This is a genomic window from Gayadomonas joobiniege G7, from assembly GCF_000300815.1.
GTDB lineage: Bacteria > Pseudomonadota > Gammaproteobacteria > Enterobacterales > Alteromonadaceae > Catenovulum > Catenovulum joobiniege.
In genome coordinates this window covers 543,269-569,037 of record NZ_AMRX01000006.1, presented here as the reverse complement: position 1 = coordinate 569,037, position 25,769 = coordinate 543,269, and the positions used below count along the sequence as shown (strand labels likewise).

The 25,769-nt window shown below is 41.4% G+C and carries 18 protein-coding genes; 3 read left to right on the top strand and 15 right to left on the bottom strand.

All coding sequences use genetic code 11. The features are described from left to right. Nucleotides 1–144 precede the first annotated feature (144 nt). The 9 genes from C727_RS0109805 to ffh form a co-directional block, all read right to left on the bottom strand. Nucleotides 145–2,085, bottom strand: coding sequence for a BRCT domain-containing protein (locus C727_RS0109805; RefSeq protein ID WP_017445461.1), 1,941 nt, complete (start codon nt 2,083–2,085; stop codon nt 145–147). A 191-nt stretch (nt 2,086–2,276) separates the two neighbouring features. Further along, a complete protein-coding gene (locus tag C727_RS0109800) occupies nt 2,277–3,935 on the bottom strand; it encodes a long-chain-fatty-acid--CoA ligase (protein WP_017445460.1) in 1,659 nt (552 codons plus the stop codon). A gap of 260 nt (nt 3,936–4,195) precedes the next feature. Further along, complete coding sequence (locus C727_RS0109795; protein ID WP_017445459.1) at nt 4,196–4,801, bottom strand: DNA-J related domain-containing protein; 606 nt, start codon at nt 4,799–4,801, stop codon at nt 4,196–4,198. A 44-nt stretch (nt 4,802–4,845) separates the two neighbouring features. Continuing rightward, on the bottom strand, nt 4,846–5,199 hold the full coding sequence (gene rplS / locus C727_RS0109790) for a 50S ribosomal protein L19 (RefSeq protein WP_017445458.1): 354 nt from the start codon (nt 5,197–5,199) through the stop codon (nt 4,846–4,848). Continuing rightward, nucleotides 5,192–5,980: a tRNA (guanosine(37)-N1)-methyltransferase TrmD gene (gene trmD, locus C727_RS0109785; RefSeq protein ID WP_017445457.1), complete on the bottom strand. Its 789-nt coding sequence runs from the start codon at nt 5,978–5,980 to the stop codon at nt 5,192–5,194. Before trmD ends, rplS begins: the two co-directional genes overlap by 8 nt. Before the next feature lie 3 nt (nt 5,981–5,983). Beyond that, nucleotides 5,984–6,520 carry a ribosome maturation factor RimM gene (gene rimM, locus C727_RS0109780; RefSeq protein WP_017445456.1) on the bottom strand — a complete coding sequence of 179 codons (537 nt, stop codon included), beginning with the start codon at nt 6,518–6,520 and terminating at the stop codon, nt 5,984–5,986. A 21-nt stretch (nt 6,521–6,541) separates the two neighbouring features. After that, nucleotides 6,542–6,790, bottom strand: coding sequence for a 30S ribosomal protein S16 (gene rpsP, locus C727_RS0109775; RefSeq protein WP_017445455.1), 249 nt, complete (start codon nt 6,788–6,790; stop codon nt 6,542–6,544). Nucleotides 6,791–6,916: 126 nt separating this feature from the next. After that, nucleotides 6,917–8,125: a Na+/H+ antiporter NhaA gene (gene nhaA / locus C727_RS0109770; protein ID WP_017445454.1), complete on the bottom strand. Its 1,209-nt coding sequence runs from the start codon at nt 8,123–8,125 to the stop codon at nt 6,917–6,919. A 36-nt stretch (nt 8,126–8,161) separates the two neighbouring features. After that, nucleotides 8,162–9,568: a signal recognition particle protein gene (gene ffh / locus C727_RS0109765; protein ID WP_017445453.1), complete on the bottom strand. Its 1,407-nt coding sequence runs from the start codon at nt 9,566–9,568 to the stop codon at nt 8,162–8,164. A 180-nt stretch (nt 9,569–9,748) separates the two neighbouring features. On the opposite strand from ffh, the gene C727_RS18335 reads away from it, so the two are divergent. Continuing rightward, nucleotides 9,749–10,537 (top strand): cytochrome C assembly family protein, encoded by a 789-nt coding sequence (locus tag C727_RS18335; RefSeq protein ID WP_017445452.1) that lies wholly within the window; start codon nt 9,749–9,751, stop codon nt 10,535–10,537. Between the two features lie 79 nt (nt 10,538–10,616). Further along, the gene (locus tag C727_RS18330) at nt 10,617–11,894 is read left to right on the top strand and encodes an HlyC/CorC family transporter (protein ID WP_040459235.1); all 1,278 of its coding nucleotides are present in this window, start codon (nt 10,617–10,619) and stop codon (nt 11,892–11,894) included. 174 nt (nt 11,895–12,068) lie between these two features. Here the strand turns inward: C727_RS18330 and csrA are convergent, their stop codons facing one another. The 3 genes from csrA to C727_RS0109740 all read right to left on the bottom strand — a co-directional run bounded on the left by csrA (nt 12,069) and on the right by C727_RS0109740 (nt 15,590). After that, nucleotides 12,069–12,263, bottom strand: a complete 195-nt coding sequence (gene csrA / locus C727_RS0109750; RefSeq protein WP_017445450.1) for a carbon storage regulator CsrA — start codon at nt 12,261–12,263, stop codon at nt 12,069–12,071. A 159-nt stretch (nt 12,264–12,422) separates the two neighbouring features. Beyond that, nucleotides 12,423–15,023 (bottom strand): alanine--tRNA ligase, encoded by a 2,601-nt coding sequence (gene alaS / locus C727_RS0109745; RefSeq protein WP_017445449.1) that lies wholly within the window; start codon nt 15,021–15,023, stop codon nt 12,423–12,425. Between the two features lie 102 nt (nt 15,024–15,125). Further along, on the bottom strand, nt 15,126–15,590 hold the full coding sequence (locus C727_RS0109740) for a regulatory protein RecX (RefSeq protein WP_017445448.1): 465 nt from the start codon (nt 15,588–15,590) through the stop codon (nt 15,126–15,128). Between C727_RS0109740 and C727_RS0109735 the strand changes: the two genes are divergently transcribed. Continuing rightward, entirely contained in the window at nt 15,589–16,704 is a 1,116-nt protein-coding gene (locus tag C727_RS0109735; protein WP_017445447.1) for a peptidogalycan biosysnthesis protein, read from the top strand. The genes C727_RS0109740 and C727_RS0109735 overlap by 2 nt on opposite strands. A gap of 74 nt (nt 16,705–16,778) precedes the next feature. On the opposite strand, the gene recD is transcribed toward C727_RS0109735, so the two are convergent. The 3 genes from recD to recC are packed head-to-tail and all read right to left on the bottom strand — an operon-like array spanning nt 16,779 to nt 25,721. After that, the gene (recD, locus tag C727_RS0109730; RefSeq protein WP_017445446.1) at nt 16,779–18,614 is read right to left on the bottom strand and encodes an exodeoxyribonuclease V subunit alpha; all 1,836 of its coding nucleotides are present in this window, start codon (nt 18,612–18,614) and stop codon (nt 16,779–16,781) included. Next, complete coding sequence (gene recB, locus C727_RS18325) at nt 18,607–22,332, bottom strand: exodeoxyribonuclease V subunit beta (protein ID WP_017445445.1); 3,726 nt, start codon at nt 22,330–22,332, stop codon at nt 18,607–18,609. Before recB ends, recD begins: the two co-directional genes overlap by 8 nt. Further along, a complete protein-coding gene (gene recC / locus C727_RS18320) occupies nt 22,329–25,721 on the bottom strand; it encodes an exodeoxyribonuclease V subunit gamma (RefSeq protein WP_017445444.1) in 3,393 nt (1,130 codons plus the stop codon). Before recC ends, recB begins: the two co-directional genes overlap by 4 nt. Nucleotides 25,722–25,769 lie beyond the last annotated feature (48 nt).

Here is a 25,769-nt window from a genome sequence, read left to right as displayed (position 1 = left end):
GTTCAAATTGTGAACCTTTTGGCGATATAAACCGCCACATATTAGCAGTTAGCTAAAAGAAGCAATCCAACAATAAAATTAATAATTCCCCGGCGCTATCAATCAGTGATGATAGGCTGACTCTGAAGCAGCCGGGGCTGATTTTTAAGAAGCGATCAAATCTAAATACTCTGCTTCAGAAATCACCTCTACGCCTTTGTCTCTGGCAGCATTAATTTTATTGGCACCAACTTTGTCGCCTGTCACTAAATAATCTGTTTTTCCACTGACCGACTTAGCCACTTTAGCGCCTAACAATTTAGCCTGTTTTTCCATATCTGCGCGTGAACCTTGTTGCATAGATCCGGTAAAAACAATGGTTTTCCCGGCGATTGCCGAGTCAGACGGGCCGCCCGCTGTTAACTTTTCGGTAGCGGTTAGATTAAAGCCTAACTGGTAAACTTTAAAAAACTCATTTTTAATGTTTGTTAGCCCTTCTACAATGGCTTCAGCACTGAGCTGAGCAAAACCATCAATTTGCACCATGTCGGCGACTGTTACATCAAATATATCTGCTAAAGAGTGATGTTCTAACAAACGCTCGCAATTGCCTGCACCTAACCGGCTCACACCAAATGCAGCAAGAAAACGCCAGTCTTCAATTGCGATACTGCGACTGGCCGCTAATTGATCAATTAGGTTTTGTGAAGTTTTATCACCAAACCCATATGCAACAAAGTCTTCTTTAGTCAGCTGATAGATTTGATGAATATGTTTTATACCATGCGCAGAAATCTTTTCAATAACCTTAGGGCCAAAACCATCAACATTCCCTAAAGTTTTAAAAAAGTGGATCAGCGTATTTTCCGTTTGCGCCGGACAATCTGTTTTATTAGGGCACATTAAATGGTCTGCTTCCCAAATTAAGTGGGTTTCACAGCTTGGACAAAACTCAGGTAATTCAGCCTTAGCCGGTGTGATAACCTCTTCGATTTTGGGGATGACCAAACCACTGCGAACTAATCGCACAATAGCGCCCGGGCCAACGCCGTTACTTTTAACCATATTATAATGATGCACGGTCGCTCGGCTTAAAGTAGCGCCACTTAGTTTAGTTGGAACTAGCTCAGCAACCGGTGATACCCTGCCTGTGCGTGACGTTTGTGGTACAACTTTTATCACCTCTACGTCTGCCGTTTCAGCATTAATTTTATAGGCTATTTGCCAGCGATGAAACTTACGAGTTGCGCCCATGTGGTTTTTTATCATCTCATGGGTGGTTTCTAAAATTAGACCATCGATATCATAATCAACCGCTGTCCATAAGCTGGCTAAAATTTCATCAAAATCGGTTAACAGCTGTTCAACCGATCCTGTCCAATTGTTTAACGCACGGAAGGGATAAAAAACACAAGCGCCATCATCTATCGCTTTTTGCACATTTTCATCGACTTTTTTTTCTGCGATGATGGCTGCCTGGATATTGCGTGAGTTTTCAAAATGTTCGCTCAGCACCTGATTAAAATAACTTTGGCTAATCACTATTTCGCCAGGCCCTAATCCCCGGCCTGCATCACCGGCAACCTGCAAGCCACGGTCAAACGCTCGGCTGATATCCTGCCCGCGATAACCATCACCACGAGTATATAATCGTTCGCCGTCATCATAAGCCGCATATCCGTCTAATTTAGGTGTAACACGGATTTGGATTTCATCGTCGGCAATATTCAATTGTTCAGCGGCTTTTAAAATTCGGTTGATCCAGCGCTTGATCTCGTCAAATGAATAAGCTTTGTCGGTCGACAACATACGCTCGGGTAAGGTCACTGTTTTACCCTCAACCACAACTTCAGGTTCAACTTCTGCTAAAAACTCATTGTCGGGATCTACATTTTGCAGCTGCTTGTGGTAGGCATCATAACTGGCATCATCAATAATAGGAAAACCAGCACGGTAAGCGGCGTTGCTGACTTTTAATAAGGTTATTAAATCTTCTTTACCCAGTTCATCCTGCTGATACAAGGTTTCAAGTTGGCTCACTGTTAACGACAGGTCCAGTGTTTTGATGAGCTCGATTTGCGCTGCGTTTAATTTAATTTCTGACATCTAATATTTACCTGTGAGCACTTGTTTAAAGCCCCACCAATCACTTAAATCAAGGGAGTATTAAAAGGCAAAATTGTACCAGAAAATTATTAAAAGACGAATGAGAGTGCGCGAATGCGCTGACATCACCGGCTGTTGTATTATTCACTCGGCTCCCACTGAATTAACCGGGGAGCCGGTCAATGCAATATTTAACTATCTCTTAACTCGCGGCGAAGTATTTTGCCGACGTTGGTTTTAGGTAACTCGTCTCTAAACTCAACCGCTTTTGGCACTTTATAACCCGTTAAGTTTTCACGGCAGTGGTTAATAATCTCTTCTTTATTCAGCGAAGCATCTTTAGCGACAATAAATACTTTGACTAATTCACCACATTTTTCATCTGGAATCCCAACTGCGGCCACTTCAAGCACCTTGTCATGCATAGCCACCACTTCTTCAATCTCGTTGGGGTATACATTAAAACCAGACACTAAAATCATGTCTTTTTTGCGATCAACAATTTTAAAATAACCTCGTTCATCACAAACTGCGATATCGCCAGTCGAAAACCAACCATCTTTTAAAACAGCTTGAGTTTCTTGCGGGCGGTTATAATAACCTTTCATCACCTGAGGCCCTTTAACTTGCAATTCACCTGCTTCTTCAATGCCTAATACTTCGCCATTTTCATCCACAATACGGCAGTCGGTTGACGGAATGGGTAAACCGATAGACCCATTATAATGTTGCAAATTAAGTGGATTAATTGTCACAGCGGGTGAACATTCAGTGAGCCCGTACGCTTCTAACAAGCGAGTTCCGGTGAGTTTTTGCCAACGTTCAGCAACGGGCTTTTGCACAGCCATACCACCACCCAACGAGAGTTTTAAATGAGAAAAGTCAACATCAGAAAACTTTTCATGATTCATCATGCCGTTAAAAAGCGTATTTACCCCAGTTAACGCGGTAAATTCGTGCTTGCGCAGCTCACCCAAAAAAGTTTTCATATCTCTTGGATTGACTATGAGTACATTGGTTGCCCCATAAGCGATAAAATTAAAACAATTAGCGAGTAATGCAAAGATGTGATAAAGCGGCAACGCCGTGATCACAACTTCTTTGCCGTATTCCAGGCAAGGGTCTAACCAGGCTTTAACTTGGGCGAGATTGGCTAAAATATTGCCATGTGTCAGCATAACACCTTTAGCGGCACCGGTTGTGCCACCCGTGTATTGCAAAAAAGCAATATTGTCATGGTTTAAGTCTGGCGCTGTTAAAGGGGCCTGCGCACCTTTTTTTAGAACTTCATTAAACTTAACCTGTGATGGCAAATTGAAATCAGGCACCATTTTGCGAATATATTTTACAACAAAATTAACCAGCAGCCGTTTAGGAAAGGCTAATTGGTCACCAAGCTCAGTCGCTACAATGTGCTTAATTTGGGTGTCGTTAACCACCTTTTCCAAGGTATTTGCAAAGTTCTCAACAATCACTATCGCTTTAGCTTGTGAATCAACCAGTTGATGTTTTAACTCACGCGCTGTATATAAGGGATTTACATTTGCAACGGTACAGCCTGCTTTGAGCACACCCAGAATAGAAATTGGGTATTGCAGACAGTTTGGCATCATTAACGCAACAACATCACCTGTCTGTAAGTTAAGTGTATTTTGCAAATAGCTGGCAAAATCATCACTTTTTTTATCAAGCTCTGCATACGAAATGGCTTGGCCCATACAAATGTACGCCGTGCGTTGAGAAAACTTTTCACAAGCGTCTTTTAGCATCTCGGGTAAATTGTTAAAGGTATTCAGCTCAACCTCTGCAGGAACACCTGACTGATACTCATTTAACCAAATCTTTTGCATTTGTACTCTCTAAATAGATAATTCTCGATAAAGTATTGCAACTGGAACAAGATTTATCAATCAATGAAACAATTTTTTTAATCATAGCATTCACTTAACGATAAGAGTGACCCAAAATAACCGGGTAAAGCTAAAATTAATCGCAAAATAACGAGCTTGTCCAACTTTGTCCAACATTGAACAGCCAGATTAAATCTCGATGAGAATGAAAACCAGATCACGACAGATACTAACAAATAATAACAGAGGCAAATGGCCGCTCAAGTTTTTAAATAATCCTGAATCACTTGCCAAGCTTGAGTAATATTTTGATGTTCTTTCGTTTCACCTTTTCTGTCGGGGTGATGTTTAAGTGCTGATTTTAAATAGGCTTTTTTGTGTTCCGCAAGTGACTGCCCAGGTCTGCTCCCCAATACTTTCACCGCGGCAATATATTGTCGCTCAGAAACATTAACGGGGCGCTTAAGCTGTTTAAAAAAATTATCTAATAAAAGGTCGACGTCTTTTTCGGCTGTTTGATTAAAGTTATCAAAGTTCAGATAATAAGCAGCTAAAGGATCTTGTGCGGCGATTGAATCCCTTTGTCCTGTTTGATAACGAACAAGGCCTACTTTAGCTAAGCCAATGTTAATAATAGCTTTTTCTTGTTTCAACCAGTCTAATCTAAGCTGATATAGAAGGTGGTATAAAATAAAGTGGCACTGAAAAAGTTCAAGGCTCTGTTGTAAATCTAACTGAGGTAAACTCTGATAAGGGCTTTGTTGTAATTGGTGAATGAGCGCTTGCTCAGAAATTTCTGTTGGGACAGCTAGTTGGGATAATAGCTGTGCTAAGTCGGTTTTTAATTGACGTAAATTTACCTGCATATAAAAGAAAACAGGCCCACAAAATGCGAGCCTGTCTCAGCCAATTATTTTTTTGCCAGCTTTTCTTTAATACGTGCTGCTTTACCACGCAGGTCACGTAAATAATAAAGTTTAGCCTGACGAACGTCACCACGACGCTTAACATCAATCTTTGCAACTAACGGGCTATGGGTTTGGAAAGTACGTTCCACACCTTCTCCACCGCTGATCTTACGAACGATGAAAGAAGAATTTAAGCCACGATTTTTCTTAGCGATTACAACACCTTCATAAGCCTGTAAACGCTCACGATCACCTTCTTTTACTTTAACGTGAACGACAACGGTATCACCTTGCGCAAAAGCGGGTAGATCTTTTTTCATTTGCTCTTGTTCGAGCTGTTGAATGATCTTACTCATATTCACCTTCTTTCCTAGAATGCACTGCCGTATTGCAATGTTCAGCTTTAAACTCAGTTAAAAGCCTCTTTTGCTCATCAGTCAGAGCTAGGTTTGTTAATAATTCTGGACGTCGTAACCAGGTTCGTCCCAATGCTTGTTGCATTCGCCATGCTTCGATTTTTTTATGATCACCACTTAACAGTACTTGTGGTACAGACTGACCGTCTAATACCTCAGGCCTTGTGTAGTGAGGACAATCTAGCAGTCCGTTCGAAAACGAATCTTGCTGCGCTGATAATTGATGTCCTAATACGCCGGGAATTAATCGAATCACAACATCTATCAATGTCATTGCCGGTAACTCACCACCGCTTAGTACATAATCGCCAGTCGACCATTCTTCATCAACTTCGCTTTCAATTAAACGTTCGTCAATGCCTTCGTAGCGACCGCAAATCAGCAGTATTTTTGAATAATCAGCAATTTGATAAGCGCTCTGCTGGTCTAATTTACGCCCTTGAGGCGATAAATAAATGGTTTTAACACCCTCTCCAGCTTGCGCTTTTGCTGCCCGGATGGCTTTTTTTAATGGTTCAACCATCATTAGCATTCCGGGGCCACCACCATAGGGTCTGTCATCTACGGTTCTGTGTTTATCTTCGGTAAAATCTCTAGGGTTCCACCGATGAAATTCAAAAATACCTTTTTTAATTGCCCGACCAGTCACACCTTGTTCGCTGATGGCATTAAACATTTCCGGAAAAAGGCTAATCACCCCTACCCAGTTCAGTTGTGCCATGGATTAAAAATCCGCGTCCCAGTCGACTGTAATCACTTTATTGGTTAAATCAACCGATTGAATTACCTGTTGTTCAACCATAGGGATCAGGCGCTCACTCATGCCAAAAGCATCATTATGATTTGCCTGTACAACTAACACGTCATTGGAGCCCGTTTCTAATAAAGATTTAACGACTCCCATGTTGTAACCTTTCTGATTAACAACCGTCAGGCCAACAAGATCGCGCCAGTAGTATTCTCCCGCTTCGAGCTCTGGCAATTGCTCAGGTTCAACCACTATGTCTAAACCAGTTAGCAATTGGGCTTTTTCACGAACATCTAAACCTTCTAGTTTAACTATCAGGCCTTTGTTGTGTCGACGCCACTCGATAATTTTAATGTTTTGCCACAACTTACCTTTCCCAACGGTCCAGGGGTTGTAGCTAAAAATATCTTCCGGATTTTCTGTATAGGAGTTAACTTTCAGCCAGCCTTTAACGCCGTACACTGCCCCTAGTTGGCCAAGTGTAATGGTTTTATCTGGTACTGCTGATGACATAATACTCCAATATCCTTCAGATTAAGCCGCAGCGCGTGCGTCTTTAATTAAGCTTTTTACACGGTCAGAGGTTTGTGCACCTTGACTGACCCAGTGGTCTACACGGTCCAAGTCCAGACGCAGACGCTCTGCTTGACCTCGAGCTACTGGATTAAAAAAACCAATACGCTCAATGAAACGGCCATCGCGAGGACTACGGCTATCCGCAACTACCACTTGGTAGAAAGGACGCTTTTTAGAGCCACCACGAGATAAACGAATAGTTACCATATCGTACCCATAGTTGTAAGTTAATGATTAAAAATTGGCTGCTTTTCCAGCAGGGCTGGAAAAGCTCGTGAATTGTACTTATTTTGAGGTTAAATGCAACTTAAACTGCAGTTTTATGACATAAAATCATTTCTCTACAGCAGTTGCATTCTTTTTGTATTGGCTTTTTAGAACTAAATAGCCAAATATGCCAGACAGCAAAGAACCCACTATAATTCCAAGGCGGTCGTCAAATTGAAAAATGCCACCCGTAGTCTCAAACGCCAATGAACCAATAAACAAGCTCATTGTAAAACCAACCCCACACAAGGCGGCCACACCATACAGCGCCGTCCAACTGACGTTTTTAGGCAATTGAGCCAGGCCTAATTTAATCGCAACAAAACAAAAACCAAATACACCAACCTGCTTACCTATAAATAAACCGGCCGCTATGCCTAATGGCACTGGGTGCATCAATTGTTCTAAACCAATGCCTGACAGGTTTAAACCCGCATTTGCAAACGCAAAAACCGGCAAAATAAAAAACGCCACTGTACCATGTAAATCATGCTCAAGGGTTTTAAGCGGTGAATAATTTTTATCGTCATTGCTCTGCAAAGGGATAAATAATGCTAAAACCACACCTGCTAAGGTTGCATGCACACCTGATTTTAACAGTGCGCCCCACATAATAAGACCAATTAATACATAATAACTGGTAGAACTAACATTGTTGCGGTTAAGCAAAAACAAAATGGGTAAACAACATAAAGCAACCGTCAACGAAGTTTGCGATATTTGACTGGTGTAGAAGATCGCAATGATAACAATGGCACCTATGTCATCAAAAATGGCTAAAGAGGCTAAAAACAGCTTTAATGCCAGAGGGACGTTTTTACCCAATAAAGACAAAATACCCAGCGCGAACGCAATATCTGTTGCCGCCGGAATCGCCCAACCTTGAATCGTTTCAGGGTGCTCAAGGTTCATCACCACATAAATCAGTGCAGGTATCGCCATGCCACCCACAGCCCCGATAGCAGGCAATACCACATTAGCGGGATCCGATAGCTCACCTTCTAACATTTCGCGTTTGAGCTCAAGGCCAACGTGAAAAAAGAAGATAGCCATCAAACCATCATTAATCCACAATAATAAAGGTTTAGCTATGCCAAAATCACCAACAAACACTTCTACTGGTGTTGTTAATAACAAGTCGTAAAAAATGCTCCAAGGAGAGTTAGCAATAATGATCGCCGCTAACGCGGTGAACATCAGCACTATACCCCCAGCCGATTCGGAGGCAAAAAACTCTTTCAACATAACGGCTGTTTTTTCTGCAGCTTGTTTCATTGGCACCTTCCTTTTTTTAATTGCAGTGTTTAGTGATTAACGACCAAAAAATCCACCTGGGCCACCCGGACCACCAGGCCCGCCGAAACCCCCACCTGGTGGCATCATGCCTTTCATACCACGCATCATTTTTGACATGCCGCCTTTACCTGATACTTTTTTCATCATTTTTTGCATCTGGGTAAATTGTTTTAATAAACGATTAACGTCCTGAATTTGTGTTCCCGACCCCATAGCAATACGTTTTTTACGGGAACCTTTGATCAATTCTGGGCGCGCTCTTTCTTTTGGTGTCATGGAGTTAATAATAGCTTCCATTTGCACAAACTGCTTATCATTGACCTTATCTTTAACATTATCCGGTAATTGGCTCATTCCGGGCAGTTTACCCATCATAGACATCATACCGCCCATGTTACGCATTTGCGCAAGCTGATCTCTAAAGTCTTCTAAGTCAAAGCCTTTACCCTTCTGCACTTTTTTAGCCAATTTCATGGCTTTGTCTTTATCGACTTTACGCTCTACTTCTTCGATCAGTGAGAGCATATCCCCCATACCCAAAATACGAGAGGCCACTCGATCTGGGTGAAACGGCTCAAGCGCGTCTGTTTTTTCGCCAATCCCCATGAATTTAATGGGTTTACCTGTGATATGACGAATAGATAATGCCGCACCACCACGTGCATCACCATCGGCTTTGGTTAAAATAACCCCGGTTAAAGGCAAAGCTTCATTAAAAGCTTTGGCTGTGTTTGCAGCGTCCTGGCCTGTCATAGAGTCAACAACAAACAGGGTTTCAATCGGTTTTACTGCACTATGCAGGGCTTTGATTTCGTCCATCATATTGCTATCAACGTGCAAACGACCTGCGGTATCTAAAATAACAACATCAAAAAATTGTTTTTTAGCATGTTCAATTGCACGATTAGCGATATCAACGGGTGCTTGTTCTACCGAACTTGGAAAAAAGTCCACCTCAATTTCGCTTGCCAGGGTTTCGAGCTGTTTAATTGCCGCTGGCCGGTAAATATCAGCACTCACCACTAACACTTTTTTCTTTTCACGTTCTTTTAAAAATCGCGCCAGCTTACCTACAGAAGTTGTTTTACCAGCCCCTTGCAGACCTGCCATCATTAATACTGCCGGCTTTTGAGCGGCCAGATTTAAACTTTCGTTGGCTTCGCCCATGGCAGCTACCAATTCGGCATTAACAATTTTTAAAAAGGCTTGGCCCGGATTTAAACTCTTGCTAACTTCTATGCCAACAGCTTTGCTTTTTACGTTATTGATAAACGACTTAACAACAGGTAGCGCGACATCAGCTTCTAATAGTGCCATCCGCACTTCACGCAGCGTGTCTTTGATATTGTCTTCGCTAAGGCGGCCTTTGCCGGTAATATTTTTGAGCGTTTTACTCAAACGATCTGATAAATTTTCAAACATAAATTGCTCTTTCCCGCTTCACCGGATGTGTCTAATTAAAAGTGAGTTACCCGACTATTGTATCGCTAAGTTCATTTAAAATATACGCTTTCTCAACTTACTAATAATTTTTACCATTGACGTTACCAATTATTAATAAAAAATGATAACCTCAAACAAAAATTGACAATAGGGAAAATGATGAATTTGGCTTTGCTTGCCGCGATATTTTATTGCCTTGCTGGATTGGGTCTATTGGCCTTGTTATTTAATCGCTTCATGCGCTGGAAAAACTATTTTATCGTCACCAGCCTGCTTGCTCTGCTTTGTCATTTGTTTTATATCGCGAGTCATTTTCAACTCGGTAACGAACACGCTTATTCTTTAATAGTCGCCACTAACCTGATTGTAGTGTTAATTAACCTGATTTCTTTAGCATTTGCGCAAACGACAAAAAATTATTTTGCATTGCCGGCAAACTTTGCCATCAGCGCGCTGGTTTGTGCAATAAGCCTGTTAGTACCGAATGATGTTAGCAATCTCGCAACTTGGTCACCCGATACGTTAATTCATATTTTGCTGGCAATAATCGCCTACGCACTGCTGATTATCGCAACCCTGCTGAGCTATCAATATTATTTTATTGCCGACCGGTTAAAACATCATGATTTATCGGTTCTTTCGTTACCAATGCCGGCTTTAAATGCAATAGAAAGCCAAATTTTAACCTTAGTTAAAGCGGCCATTATTTTATTATTGCTTTCAGAGCTAACCGGTTTTATCTTTTTAGAAAACTTTTTTAATTCTGGTCAGGCGCACAAGGTTATTTTATCTATCATTGCATTATTTTTATTAATAACCGTTATTTGGGGCCATCACAAATCAGGATGGCGTGGTAAGATAATCATGCTCTTGTTAACGTTAGCAAGCGGTTTATTGACCTTAGGTTATTTCGGCACCCGCTTAATTCGTGAAATTATTTTGCGTTAACCCTTGAGCTTTGCCGAATTAATACATACATTGCATTCACCTAATGTTTAAATTTGCTGATCTTTAAAGGAAAAGCCTGTTGGACGATATATCCACTAGTACATTATTGATTATTCTTGCCGTTCTTATAGTCACTTCTGCATTTTTCTCGAGTTCCGAAACCGGTATGATGTCATTGAACAAATACCGCTTACGGCATCTTGCACAAAGTGGCAACGGCTCTGCGCGCCGGGTGAGCCGTTTATTAGAAAGGCCCGACCGCTTAATTGGTTTAATATTAATCGGCAATAACCTGGTTAATATTGCCGCCTCTGCGATTGCAACCGTTGTTTGTATTCGAGTGTTTGGTGATTATGGCGTCGCTGTGGCAACTTTTGGTTTAACGGTTGTTTTATTAATTTTTGCCGAGGTGACCCCAAAAACCCTTGCAGCCTATTTTCCTGAAAAAATAGCCTTTCCAGCCTCCTATGTATTGTCTGCACTACTGATCCCATTTTACCCTTTTGTGTGGGGTTTGAATTTAATCACTAATTTAGTGCTTAAATTGTTTAGAATTAATTTAGATAACAGACAAGACTCGTTAACACACGAAGAGCTTAGAACGGTTGTGAACGAAGCCGGAGCCCTAATACCGCGCCGGCACCAAGACATGTTACTCAGTGTATTAGACTTAGAAAATGTCACCGTAGACGACATTATGATCCCTCGTAATGACATAGTTGGCATCGACATTAATAACGACTGGAAAGACATTATAAAACAACTAACCCATGGTACGCATACCCGTATCCTCTTGTATCGGGATACCATAGATGATGCCGTAGGTTTTGTGCATTCACGTGATGTTTTACGTTTATTGTCTAAAACTCAATTTTCTAAAGAAACCTTATTGCGTGCGGTCCGGGAAATTTATTTTGTGCCTGAAGGTACACCATTAAATGTGCAATTACTTAAGTTTCAACGCAATAAAATCCGCATTGGTTTAGTGGTCGATGAATATGGTGATATTCAAGGTTTAATCACGTTAGAAGACATTCTTGAAGAGATAGTCGGTGATTTCACCACCACAATGGAAATGCCGGTTGATAATAACATTAAACAAGCCGATGGCAGTTATTTAGTTGATGCTGGTAGCAGTATCCGTGATCTGAACAAACAGTTTAAGTGGAAGTTACCTGAAGAAGGACCAAGAACACTGAATGGGTTAATTTTAGAGCATTTAGAAGAAATACCAACCAAACCACTTTGCATAAAAATTTCCGACTATGCGCTCGAGATTTTGGAAATCAAAGACAATATGGTTAAACAGGTTAAAGTGTCTAATTTAGCGGCTAAAAAGCGCTGGGTGAAGACATAATTCTAATGCCGTAAACCATCTAGTGCATTAGTGTTTAGCGGATTTGATGAACACAGAAACCTTTTAAAAGGCCAAGTAAACGTTAATTAACAGACTCTAAATTTAAAAAAATAAATATAAGATCAGCTGTAGAATCCAGCTGATCTTATCAGCGAATGATCAACTTGTTTAAAATCAATATTCGGTATTACCTTGTGACTGATTTTTTTCAGCTTGAATACGCATGTAAATTTCTTCACGGTGCACAGAGATCTCTTTTGGCGCGTTAACACCAATACGAACCTGATTACCTTTTACACCCAATACAGTTACAGTGACTTCGTCACCAATCATGAGGGTTTCCCCAACACGTCGAGTTAATATTAGCATTTAATACTCCTTTCCAATTCCAAAAACCGATTACCGGTTAAGCACCCATTGCTAAAACTAGAACATTTTTTTCAAAAAATACAATTTTTTGTCAATGTTTGTTTTAGGTTTAGCCTTTATTTGATCAATAGTTCAAACAAAGGCCGATATATTACTTGTTTACAGTTTTGTTGCAAGCCAAGAATGTACAGACTCTAAAGCTTCAGTTAGATTTTCTGGTTGGCTACCACCGGCTTGGGCCATGTCTGGGCGACCACCACCTTTACCACCAACCTGAACGGCTAACGATGCAACTAACTCACCAGCTTTAACTTTTTGGGTTAAATCTTTGGTAACACCAGCAATCAAGTTAACCTTTGTATCGTTTTTAAGGCCTAAAACGATCACTCCTGAGCCAATTTTTTGTTTTAACTGGTCCATTAAACCGCGCAGCGATTTTGCTTCAACGTCTTTAACTTCGGCAACCAACACAGCAACCCCATTGATTTGGGTTTGTTGATTTAACAAATCTGCACCGGCTTGACCAGATAACTTATCTTTAAGCGCAGCAATTTCTTTTTCTAGCTTTTTCTGTTTTTCAAGCTGGCTGGTGAGTTTATCAATCAGGTTAGCCGGATCTGCTTTTAAACGCGCAGCGGCTTGACCGATTAGTTCAGCTTGATGATGACTATAATCAATCGCGGCTTGTCCGGTAATCGCTTCAATTCGGCGAACACCAGCTGCAATACCCGCTTCGGAAATTATTTTAAAAAAGCCGATATCGCCGGTTTGTTTAACGTGAGTCCCCCCACAAAGTTCCATTGAAAATGGCCCCATAGAAACCACTCGAACCTGATCATCGTACTTTTCACCAAACAAAGCCATAGCACCCGCTTTTTTAGCAGATTCTATATCCATCAATTCAGTCGTTAATGAGTGGTTGGCACGTATCTCTCGGTTAACTAAATTTTCAACGATTTTTAACTCATCAGCTGTCATAGCTTCTAAATGTGCAAAATCAAACCTGAGTTTTTCAGATAAAACCAAAGAACCTTTTTGCTGTACATGCTCACCTAACACCTGACGCAGTGCTGCATGTAATAAATGAGTCGCTGAGTGATTTAACTTAACTTGCTGACGGCGCTGGGCATCAATCTCGGCGGTAACAAGATCATTCAGCTGTAAGCCTTTTAAACAAATCCCCTTATGCGCAATAGCTTGGCCTAATTTAATGGTATCCTGAACTTCAAAAACCACTTCGCCATTCACTTTTAAAACACCTGTGTCTCCTACCTGACCACCTGATTCAGCATAAAACGGGGTATTTTTTAAAATAATTAAAGCACTTTGTTCGCTGGCAAGTGATGGTTGTGTTTCTCCATCAACTAAAATTTCTACTACTTCAGACTGATCTGCATCTAACTCATAACCGGTAAACTCAGACGCTGCACTGGAACTCAATGTCTGATTATAATCTTTACCGAATTGATTGGCCTGTTGCGCACGTTTGCGTTGCGCGGCCATCTCAGCTTCAAAACCGGCTTCATCTAAAGTGAAATTACGCTCACGCGCTACATCATTAGTTAAATCAACCGGAAAGCCATACGTATCATACAATTTAAAAACTAACTCGCCGGGGATCACAGTGCCAGACAAATCGGCAAGCGATTCATTTAAAATATTTAAACCACGGTCTAAGGTTTTTAAAAATTGTTCTTCTTCTAATCTAAGTACTTTTTCAACAATCGGCTGAGCGGTTTTCAACTCAGGGTAAGCATCGCCCATTTGTTTAATTAATGAAGCATACACCTTATAAAAAAAGACTTGTTCTGCCCCTAATTTATTGCCATGACGGATAGCCCGGCGGATGATTCGTCGCAACACATAACCACGCCCTTCGTTTGAAGGCATCACCCCATCTGCAATTAAAAAACCACAAGAACGAATATGATCGGCAATCACGCGCAGCGACTTATCGCTTTTATCGTTAACGCCTAACAATTGTGCTATATCATCTATTAAGTGAACAAAAATATCGATTTCATAGTTACTGTGCACACCTTGTAAAATTGCTGCAATACGCTCCAGCCCCATACCAGTGTCCACTGACGGTTTGGGTAGCGGCTCCATACGCCCGTCAGCATGACGGTTAAACTGCATAAACACCAGGTTCCAGATTTCGATATAACGATCGCCATCTTCTTCCGGTGTTCCCGGCGGCCCACCCCAAATATGTTCACCATGATCATAAAAAATTTCGGTACAAGGACCACAAGGACCTGTATCCCCCATCGACCAAAAGTTATCTTTAGCACCTATGCGTGATAAACGGTTCGGATCTACCCCGATTTGGTTAATCCAAATATCGGCTGCTTCGTCATCTTCTGTATATACAGTCACCCAAAGTTTTTCTTTTGGAAGCTGAATCACTTCGGTTAAAAACTGCCAAGCAAACTTAATGGCTTCTTGCTTAAAATAATCACCAAAACTAAAGTTACCCAACATCTCAAAAAAGGTATGGTGACGGGCAGTATAACCAACGTTTTCTAAATCATTATGTTTACCACCTGCGCGTACACATCGCTGTGATGAAGTTGCCCGGCTGTATCCTCTGTCTTCGAGACCTAAAAAACAATCTTTAAACTGGTTCATGCCGGCGTTTGTAAACAACAAGGTGGGATCATCAGCCGGCACTAAAGAGCTGCTACTGACAATTTGGTGTTGCTTACTGGCAAAAAAATCTAAAAACGCCTGCCTGAGTTCAGCAGTGGTCATCTTCATTCTGTCTTCCTACTTTAAATGTTTGCAAACGGGCGGCTTAGCCGCGGACAAGGCAAAAGGGATTAAAACGGTGCCAAAATGTACCATAAGCCGCTGATTGTGTTAATAGTCAGCGGCATTTTTTAGCACTTGATTGATTAAATCTGGTGAAAAACCACGCGAAAATAAAAAACGAAAGCGCTTTTGCCGCTCTTTGTAGTCTTGGCAGTTTTTGCTTTTGTACTTACGCTCAACTAAATCTGTTAACACTGCATACCAATCCACCTCGGCTTCTTCTGCCAGCACATCAACATCCAGGTTTATCTGATGTTGAAATAAGTATTGCTGAATATATTTAGCACCATAACCGGCCTGACTTTTTGCCCGTACTATCATAAGTGCAAAACGTTCGTCATTAAGCCAGCCTTGTTCAATACACTCATTTAATACCTGTTCACGGATTTTTTCTGGGCAGTGGCGCTGAATCAGTTTTTGATTTAAACGATGGCGCGAATACTCTTTACGTGACAGCAAATATAATAAATACTGTCGAGCCTGGGTTTCATCTTCAATAGGCTGATTTGTCATGCAGTTCTCAGATAGTCCAATTAGTGCAGCAAGGGAATTTCAAACCAGTTTACCAGAAAACTGGTGCAACCCGCAGCAACTGGCTTTTTTAAAAAAAGAATTTTTATCCGCGCTTGAGCAAACCGCTTGCATTAATGGGCACACTGGTTGGCAAGGTGCTTATTGTCAACCCGAGCTGGGTTACCTGCCCTGTTTTATTAAAACGCATAGCCGCGGCGAATACGTGTTTGACCATGCACTAGCCGAAGCTTATTACCGTTATGGTGTGGCATATTATCCTAAACTTTTATGTGCCATTCCTTTTACTCCAGTGCCGATCGACAAATTTAAAAATACCCTGCGCGCAGCCACTGACGCAGCTGACGTAGCCGCTCAATTTGAACAGAGCTGTCGGCAGCATCAACTGAGTGGCTGGCAAGCCAATTTTGTTTCAGCTGAACAAGCGAGCTGGTTTAAACAAGCCGGCGCTGAAATTCGCTACGGGGTTCAATTTGAATGGTATAATCAAAACTTCAGCGATTTTGCCGATTTTGTTGATTTGATGCGCGCCCGTAAACGCAAAAACTTATTAAAAGAACGTCTCAAGGCACAGCAATCTGTTGATGATATTCGTATTTTAAATGGACAGCAAATAGACACCTTAACGCTTGCCGACTTTTATCAGTGTTATCAGCTTACCTATCTCAAACGTGGTCAAAAAGGTTATCTAAGCCTGCAGTTTTTTAAACAAGTCTGCGAAACAATGTATGATAACGTGTGTTTGATCGCGGCTTTTAAACAAAATCGGTTAGTGGCTGGGGCTTTTTATTTTATTGACCACGCTGGTTTATATGGCCGCTATTGGGGTGCGCTTGAAGATTTGCCCTTCCTGCATTTTGAGCTCTGTTATTACCAAGGCATCACACTCGCGATACAAAAACAATTGCCGCGTTTTAACCCTGGCACCCAGGGAGAGCATAAGATAGCACGCGGCTTTACTCCTGTTTATACACATTCTGTACACTCGTTAATAGATCCCCGCTTTAAATCAGCATTTGCCGATTTTTGTAATAGCGAAAAAACCTTAGTGGACGAGTATTTTCTGGCTTGCACAGCGCAGCTACCCTTTAAGTAGCTGACTCAATCGCTGACGCCCCGTAAATGGCTGACGCTGTGCCCCTTGGTAAAAAACTTAAAACAAACGCGGTGTTAGGTTTTAGAAAATAACCGAGTGGCGAGGCCAGAATAACGCTGCATACTCATTTGCCTAGCCTGCCGCCAGACACTAAACTCACCACAAATGCTAACTTTTTGTTTAGCCCGGGTCAGCCCTGTGTAGAGTAATTCTGCCGACATTAATTGGTTCACTTGGTCGCCCAAAACGAGCGCGACATGGGCAAACTCTGAGCCTTGTGTTTTATGTATTGTCATGGCATATACACTTTGGTGCGCAGGTAAGCGTGCTAAACTCACAGCTCGCAAGCCTTCATCTGTAGCAAAAAATGCCATTAAACGGCCGTCTTCGTGTGGCCAAATAAGGCCAGTATCGCCATTAAATAAACCGCTGGCATAATCATTTTGGTTGATCATAATAGGTCGCCCTTGATAATGCTGGCCAATCCGTACTTGCCTGTGTTTTTCTTTTAACCACTGTTCTATTTGTTCATTTAATCTCTCTGTGCCGTATTCACCACGGCGCAGTGCTGCCAGTACCCTGAATTTTGCCAATTGAACAAATGCATCATTTACATTGTCCGCTGCCATCACAGCCGAGTAGGCAGTTTGACAAGCGTTTTTTAACCAAGCCTTTTGTATCTCTTGGGGAAAATAGTCAATCTGAAGTTCACTTGAGCTGGCTTGTGTACGCTTATGGTGTAACAAATATTCGTCGGCTTTTGGCTGCCGGCTGATAACTGCCTGTGCAAGATCCGCTAATGGGCCACTAAATCTATGGGTTTTATATAAAAAGCTTACATGCGAATGCAAACTTTCAGGGGCCAGTGGCACCTGGTACCCAGTTAGCGTGGCAATTTGAGTCTGTGCTAAGATCGCATAACCTGGATGAGGGCGCTGGCTCAAATCGGCTAAGATATTACCACTTTCAACCGAAGGTAACTGATCTGCATCGCCTAACATAATCAAACGTGCCGTTTGTGGCAAAGCGACCAAGATCCGGCTCATCATAGCCACGTCTATCATAGAGACTTCATCAATTAACAAAATATCACATGGTAACTGACGCTCGGCATTATAACGATAACGGGTTGATTCAGGCCGATATCCGAGCAATCTATGGATAGTGGCGGCGCTGGTTGGTATCTTATCTAACAGGGTTTGTTCAATACCACAGCGTGCTAACTCGAGTTTTGTCTGATTAATCGACTCTAACATTCGCTGTGCAGCTTTACCTGTTGGTGCAGCCATTAAAATCCGCGGCGTTTTTTGTTTATCTGCCATAGCAAGTAAAACCACCAGCAGTCTTGCCACTGTATAGGTTTTTCCTGTCCCGGGCCCCCCGCAGATAACCGCAAGTTGATGTATTAACGAATTGGCCACAGCCACTGCTTGCCAATCAGTTTCACTCGCTTGGCTGGATTGATTAAACACCTTATTCAGCATGGTTTGCGCCGCACTCAACTGCTGTTCATTCAGTGTTTGTGTAACACAGCGCGGCCGGATCAGCTCCGCAACCGTCTGCTCAAATTGCCAGTAGCGTCTAAGATATAAACTGTGCCCGTCAAATACTAATGGAAAACTTTCATCATCAAATGGCAAATTAGCTAGGCTTTTTTCTAATTCAGCTATCTCAGCAAACTGATAACCTGAATGCTGACTGCTGTCATTATCCCATTCAAGCTGATTGGCAATAGCGGTTAGTGGCAAACAGGTATGCCCTCGTCTAATCGAGCATGTTGATAACATCAACATATGAAAAACCACCGCATCATCAAGTTGCCACAGGGCACAAATTTGGTTCGCAAAATAATAATCAAATGCTTCAACATCGGCTAACTGTTGCTGGCACTCAACAAAACTTTTATACATTGGCGACTCCTTTGCCCATTAAATCGTCTAATTCTTGCAATAAACTTAAATCTAATTTGTCAGCAAAAACACCATAACTGCGAACGACAGGATCTGCATGGTCAACATCCAAGCTATCTGTTAATTCACGCTCGGCTGACATGCCCCTCAAATAAAGATAAATCACCCCACCCAGATCTTGCTCAGGCGAATAATCGGCTTTTCGGGCTGCTAAATATCTATGTAAAGCTAAGCTGTAAATTAAATATTGGAGGTCATAAAAATGCTGCTCATTGTTCTTTTTTAATGCCTCATACTGGTAATCTGAAAAGGCGTTACCTAAATGAGTGGATTTATAATCAACCACATAAAAACGCCCTTGATGTTCAAAAATCAAGTCAATAAAACCATGCATCATGCCTGTTAAGGTTTTAACATCTGGTAATAAGGTAGGCAATGTTTGACCTCTATACTTGGCTAAACAAGCCGTTAGTCCAGCCACCTGGGTATGCAACAATGGAAAATAAAACTCAGCTTCACGCAATGTATTTGATAACTTCAAATCTGCCAAACAAACTTTGTCTACACTCTTTGATTGCGCGTTATGTGATTGAGCATTTGGGGCCGGCAACGGCAAAGGTGTTTTAATGATCTCATCAAGCCATTGGTAAAGCTCAGCATATTCGGCTTCTTCAAGATCAACAAAACGCTTTAGCGGCCCACTGCAAACTTCTGGCCAATTAGCCTGATTAAAATCAACTTGTTCTAAAATGTCATGCAACAGATCACCCGTCGCTGCCCCTTTTTTTAATCTAAATCTAAGCGGTAAATTTTCTTGCATTAACCGCTCTGCTTCTAAATCATTGGCGTAAATCGTATCGTCTAACCTTTCGTGCTGTTTATGAACAGACGCCGAGTTTTTGCTCAGTGACGAAAACGAATACATCATCCAATCCACGTCGGTTTTCCCGGCAAAGGTTTTATGCTGCAGATTAACCTGTTTCTGTTCACCGGATAAACAACCCTGTATATGCTGTTGCGCGTTTTGGTTCATTTCGCATGGATCTAATAACGCCATATCTGTTGTTTGCGAATCAACAAGTTTAGTTAAACTTGGTAACCAATCAGCCGGATCTGGCACCGACAATATACTGCCAAGTGCCGAATGATGAGACGTTTTAGTCGGATGCACACAGATATAACATCTATATTCCGCCCGCGTAATTGCGACATACATTAACCGCACGGCTTCGGCAAGCGTTTCTGCTTCTACTTGTTTGATAAGCTGATCTGATTTGCCCAACCGCCAGACCTTTTTATTTAATCCATGATCATAATATTCAAAAGCGACTTTTTTTAAATTGCCGTCTTTTTGACTAGTATTTGCTTTGTCAGCAAAAGGAATAAAAACAATCGGATATTCGAGACCTTTTGATTTATGCTGAGTGATTATTTTAATTAAATTGGCATCAGTTTCTAACCTGAGCTCAGCTTCGGATTGTGTTTTTACATTTGTTATTTGCTGTTCAAACCAAAATAATAGTTGCTGTGGATGTTTATGCTGGCGCGCTGCATTTTGCAGAATTTCAGCTAAATGCAGGTAATTTGTTAGGCTACGCTCGCGACTGCCTAAATCAATTCGATGAAGATTTTTAATCAGTTTTATTAATAGCACCATAATGCCACGTTTAAACCATAACTGACGTAGTTCTTGCATAAACGCCATGGCTTCTTCAAATGCCAGCATCCCAGCATCTGATTGAAAGTATTTTATTTGACCAACGCTATAACCCAATAATGGCGTAGCCATCGCGGCCAACACAGCTTTATGCGCCTGCAAATCCAATAAACCTTGCAATAAAGATCTCATCTCTTTTGCTTGCGCGCTTTCAAATACATTGCTATTTTCACTTAAATAAACGCTTGGCAATTGGTGTTGCTGCAATGCTTGTTTCATTGGTGCTGCTTCGGTTCCGCTGCGAACCAAAATTGCAATATCGCCAGCAGATAAGGCACGTTCACCGAGTGTGACTTCATTTAATAAACGTTTAATTTGTTGGCAGACCCAGTTTGCTGCTTGTTCCCGCACCCCCTCAACATCGGGTACATTATCGGTCGGCCAACACACAAAATTAAGTGCTTTGTATCTCGGGTTGAGATCTTTTAACGGATATTGCGCAGCTTTTGCATTCGGTGTTGAATGAACCGCTTGATAGTGAATATCAGAGCCAAAAACAGGTTTAGCAGCTTGGCTGAGCGGCGCGCCATAAAACAGACGGTTATAGGCCGAAACCATAAAACTATCAGAACGCCAGTTAGTATCCATAAACCAGATATAATCAGCCTGTTCACGCGCTTTTAAATAAGTATGAATATCGCCGCCCCTAAAACCATAAATCGCTTGTTTAGGATCGCCAATCATAAAAAGTGCAAACTCAGCCGCCTCTGTATTTTGTTTATCAATTGCATTAACCGAGCTCACCTCGTTTGCATAAAGCGCATTTAAAATGCCGTACTGTTTAGCATCTGTATCTTGAAATTCATCTACCAAAGCCGCAGGATACTGGCTTTTTAACTCGTTAATTAAATCTGTTTGCCTGGCTGTATCATTGAGTCCGGCTATATCAGACTCACTGCGAGTTAAAATTTGATGCAAGGTATTTATCAAATCATCAAAGTCTAATATTGCTTGCTGCTTTTTAGCCGCTGCAAAACTCTGTTGTATTTGACTAATTGCCACCTGAAGCAATTGATGACAAGGTACTGACTCAATTTGCTCTTTAGTCGTCTTTTCAATCCTTTTCACTTCAGCGACGATTGAATCTAAATAGCTTTTCCACGGGGCTAATGCTTCTTTTAGCTCAGCATTTCGATGCCTGCGACCATCAAAAAAACCTATTACCTCAACGGGCAATTCTGTGCTATTTTCATCGGTAAACCAGTTTTGACACACTTGCCACTCGCGCTGACGTTCTTTGCGCTCATCACCCTTTTTTTTATCAATCAGCACAGATTCTATTAAAGTTTCACAAGCTTGCAGTTGCGGCCAATAATTAGCTTTTATTCGGTTTACTTGCAGTGTGATCTCAGCGATAGCTTGTTGGCTATCTTGTTCAATCTCAGCGGCTGTCAGCATATGAATGGTTTCACCGGCTTGAATCGCTTTACCAAATAACGTGTAAAACTTGTCCGGTTCCTCGGCGCTTACGCTTTTTAATAACTGATAATTTTGCGCTTGTTTTATATGTTTTCGAAACCAATCTCGGATGTGTTCTTTTAACAGCTCGCTACAATCTGTCTCCATTGTCATTTCTAACGGCAGTCCAGAGGCAAAAGCTTGCTGTTTAAGCACCCGACTACAAAAACCGTGTATGGTAAAAATGGCTGCGTCATCTAACTCTAATAATGCACTTTTTAATAATAATTGTGCTTGCTCGGCATCTACCGCCTGGTATAAATATTGAAAAAACGGATCCTTTTGCTCACCCCATTTTTCCAGCGCCGCTCTAAGTTCCCGTTCAATCCGGCCTTTTAGTTCTTCGGTTGCAGCTTTGGTGAAAGTCATCACCAAAATTTGCTGAACATTGAGTTGTTTTTCTAACAATAGGCGTAAATAAATACGCGTAATATTAAATGTTTTGCCGGTACCAGCACTGGCTTCGATTAAATGTCGACCGGCTAGCTGCATAGTTTCAACAGCCAGTTTTTGTCCTACGATTGGCTCCTTTTTATTGTTCATTTTTTAGCTCCCTTGACTGCCTTATCCACATCACCAGAAGTTTCTAACCAGGTTTGATATAGCTTATGTGCTAGTTGACGATCCTGTTCTAAGTTAAGCTGATAATCCCGTTCTAAATGGGCATAAATCGCTGTATCCTGATAGTGGGTTTCAATCAACTTTTGCCAAAGCACAGCTTTTTCAGGTGCTTTAATCCCCGCCTCATCCGGTTTATTTAACTGCTTAAAATACTTAACAACCACATCAAATGGCATTAAAAGCGGTTTTTTTAAACCTTCAAGATAATATTGAATAAAATCATTTAGCTGAGTCTGATTAACCTGCAAATGCGTATTAGTGAGTATGCTGGCTTCGGCAGGCACTCTTTTTTTACCCGTTAAATAGACCCCATGGGTCTCGTATTTAATTGGCGCAATATGGTTCACCGCTATATGGTATAACCACAAACGCAAAGTATCTTTTGCTTTTTTTTCTCCGGGACGAGTAAATAATAAACAGGGCAATGAAGGGGTCTCTTTTGTTTCTGTATCGCACTCAGCTTGTGGCGCTTTAACGGTTGATGTCAAAGCCGAAACATCCACAGTGATCCCCGCTATTTCAGTCTGCCAATGTTTATGTGCACCATCTTGATAACGAGTCAGTATATTAAGCAAATGCTCTACCGAGGTTTGTGCGTCTTCAATATGTTCACCTGCTATAGGTGAGTCAGGCAGGCAACCTGAATACTTTAGATAATCCACTGCTTTGTTAGCAGCCGTTTCGTCATTCGCTAACTGACTGTCTAACAAGCTTTGTTTTAGCTGATATTCGGTTAACTTATTGAGTGCAAAAGGTTCTATATCCTGCTCAGCCAAATCATCTTCATAGCTTATTAGCTTTAAACTATATTGATAAAAATAAACCAGTGGATCGTTAAAAAAGCGCAGCAAATCCGCTACATCCAAACTTTTAATTGGCTGCTGCGTATTATCTTTTCCTGCTTCGCCTGTTTTTTGACCACTATCAGATAACGATTGCAACTCTGCTTTTGCGGCAATATAGGCTTCCGGTTGACTGAATTTAATCCAGTTAGGATCATAACCTAAGGCAAATTTTTGATAGTTTTCAATTGCAAACGGTTGCAGCGGCAAGCGTTTGATACAGTTTTTGCTAAACTCAGGTAAATACCCCTCATCAATGTAATTTAATAGCTCTTTCAATACTAAACTGGGTTCACGAACACTGTTATTGCGCACATCTCTGCCCTGATAACTTAAATATAAGGTATCTCTAGCTGAGATGAGCGCTTCTAAAAACAGGTATCTATCATCGCTGCGCCTTGATCTATCACCGCTGCGACTGGCTGTTTTTGCCATTAAATCAAAACCTGTTTGTTGCTGTATACGCGGAAATTGACCATCATTAAGACCCAAAATCGCAATGATTTTAAATGGAATACTGCGCATTGGGATCATAGAACAAAAAGTTACCTGACCGGATAAAAAGTGACTTTTAGAATCCACTGATGCAAAACTGCGATTTAACCTAAACCTGATAATTTCTAACGGGATCGGTTGATTATAATCTGCTTCTTTGGCTTCTTCGGCCAAACTACTAATGGCATTTTCTATTAATAAAAAAGCGTTTTCTTCATCTGCTTGAAAAGCAAAAAATGTTTCACACATCTGAGTTAAAAAACTTTGCCATTCAATCATTGAGCGTTTGTTAAGCAAGGCCTCTCTATGGCCAGCTAGCGCCTCCACCAACTGATACAAACGCCCTAATAACAAAGTATCCTGCCCCTCAACGTGCGGCATATAAGCTAATTCCCGGCCGACAAAAGGCTCAGATCCCCAAGCCGACCCCATTAATAAACGCTTTAATCCCCATAGCCAGGTATAAATTTCGTTCTCTGCGCCAACCAGTTGCTGTTTATGGGCTTTATCTATTCCCCAATGAACATGGGCTTCAGTTAACCACCATTCCAATTTATTGATATCAACTTCGCTTAATGCAAACTTTTGCTGCAAAGCCGGTAGTCGTAAAAAAGATAAAATTTTACTGAGTTCAAAACGACTATCTGGCAGCATCAGCAACTCTAAAAAGCTATTAATTAACGGCTCTGCATCAGCTAAACGTCGATCTGAAACCGAACAAGGCAGTCTTGGATCTTCTGGATTAAAGTCGTCATATGGGCGTCTAAATACGGCATCTATATAAGGTGCATAATCCTCAATTGCCGGACACATAACAATGACATCTGACGGTGTTAATCCAGCATCTTGATTAAATCTATCCAATAAATATTCGTGTAAGTGTTGTATTTCGCGCAGCGCGCTATGTGCATCTACTACATAGACAGACTCATCAAAGTTTACCTCCGCTGATATATTTTTGGTGCGGGCATCCTCTAGTCGCAAGATATCAGTTTGCAGACTGTGCAATAAACTTGTTTTTTGTTCTGAACGCTCACCTTCATCCTGTACAAACTCAGGCTCTGCAGCTTCTTCAAACGCACTAATCTCAAAACTTTCAATTTGTTGTAATTGGTTAAAAAATGCTTTGCCTTGGCTGCCCAAGTTAGCTAACAGAGGATTATCAGGCTGGCTGTCTTTTGCAACCCACTGCGCCAATTTTTGTTGTTTGAGTTCACGGGCTTTTGTTTTGTCCGTTTTAATGTCCCCCCAAAAGGTATAACAAGGGTTTAAATGAAACATATGAATGTCAATAAACTCAGCAATCACTTGAAAAAACTCAAGTGTTTTTGGCGGCATGGTATTCACCGCAAAAATAATTAAACGGGATGGCAATTTATCTTTATGTTCACGCAGGTGTGCAATGGCTTCATCTTGCAGCGCAACCGGATGATAGGCTCGCGCCTTTACCAATAATCGCCATAGCTCACTTTGCCACACTTCGTCCGCTTGTTCAGTGCATAACTCACCCTGTTGCCAAGCTTGTAACCAATCTGGTCGGTACAGCATATATTGCTCATACAAATCAGCCAGCGCGGTGCCTAATTGAAAACGAGTGAGTGATTCTTGGTAGTTTCCCAAACGCCAATATTGATGCACAGGCTGGGCCCGCTCATCGGCTAACCAGATCTTAGATTGCAAAATTTCATCAATGCGAAAAGCTAATACTTCACGTCGATAAGGAGATTGTTTGGGAACTTTGTCCCCTAACAGCATGCGAGCAGTATCCCAGATAAAACGGGAAGGCATGGGGTATTTGATATTCATAGCAATTTGCTGGTTTTGCGCAAACTGCAAGTTTAGCCAGTGTTGCATTCCTTGGCTTTCAACCAGAATGGTTTCAGCTTCAAGCACAGATAATGGTTGGACTTTAATAAGCTGCTGTAATAAATAACTAAGATCTTCTAATTTGTTCGAAGGGTAAAGAGCAAACACTGTCAAACTCCGTTGATACTTTGTTTAACAGTGTACCTTTATACAGTG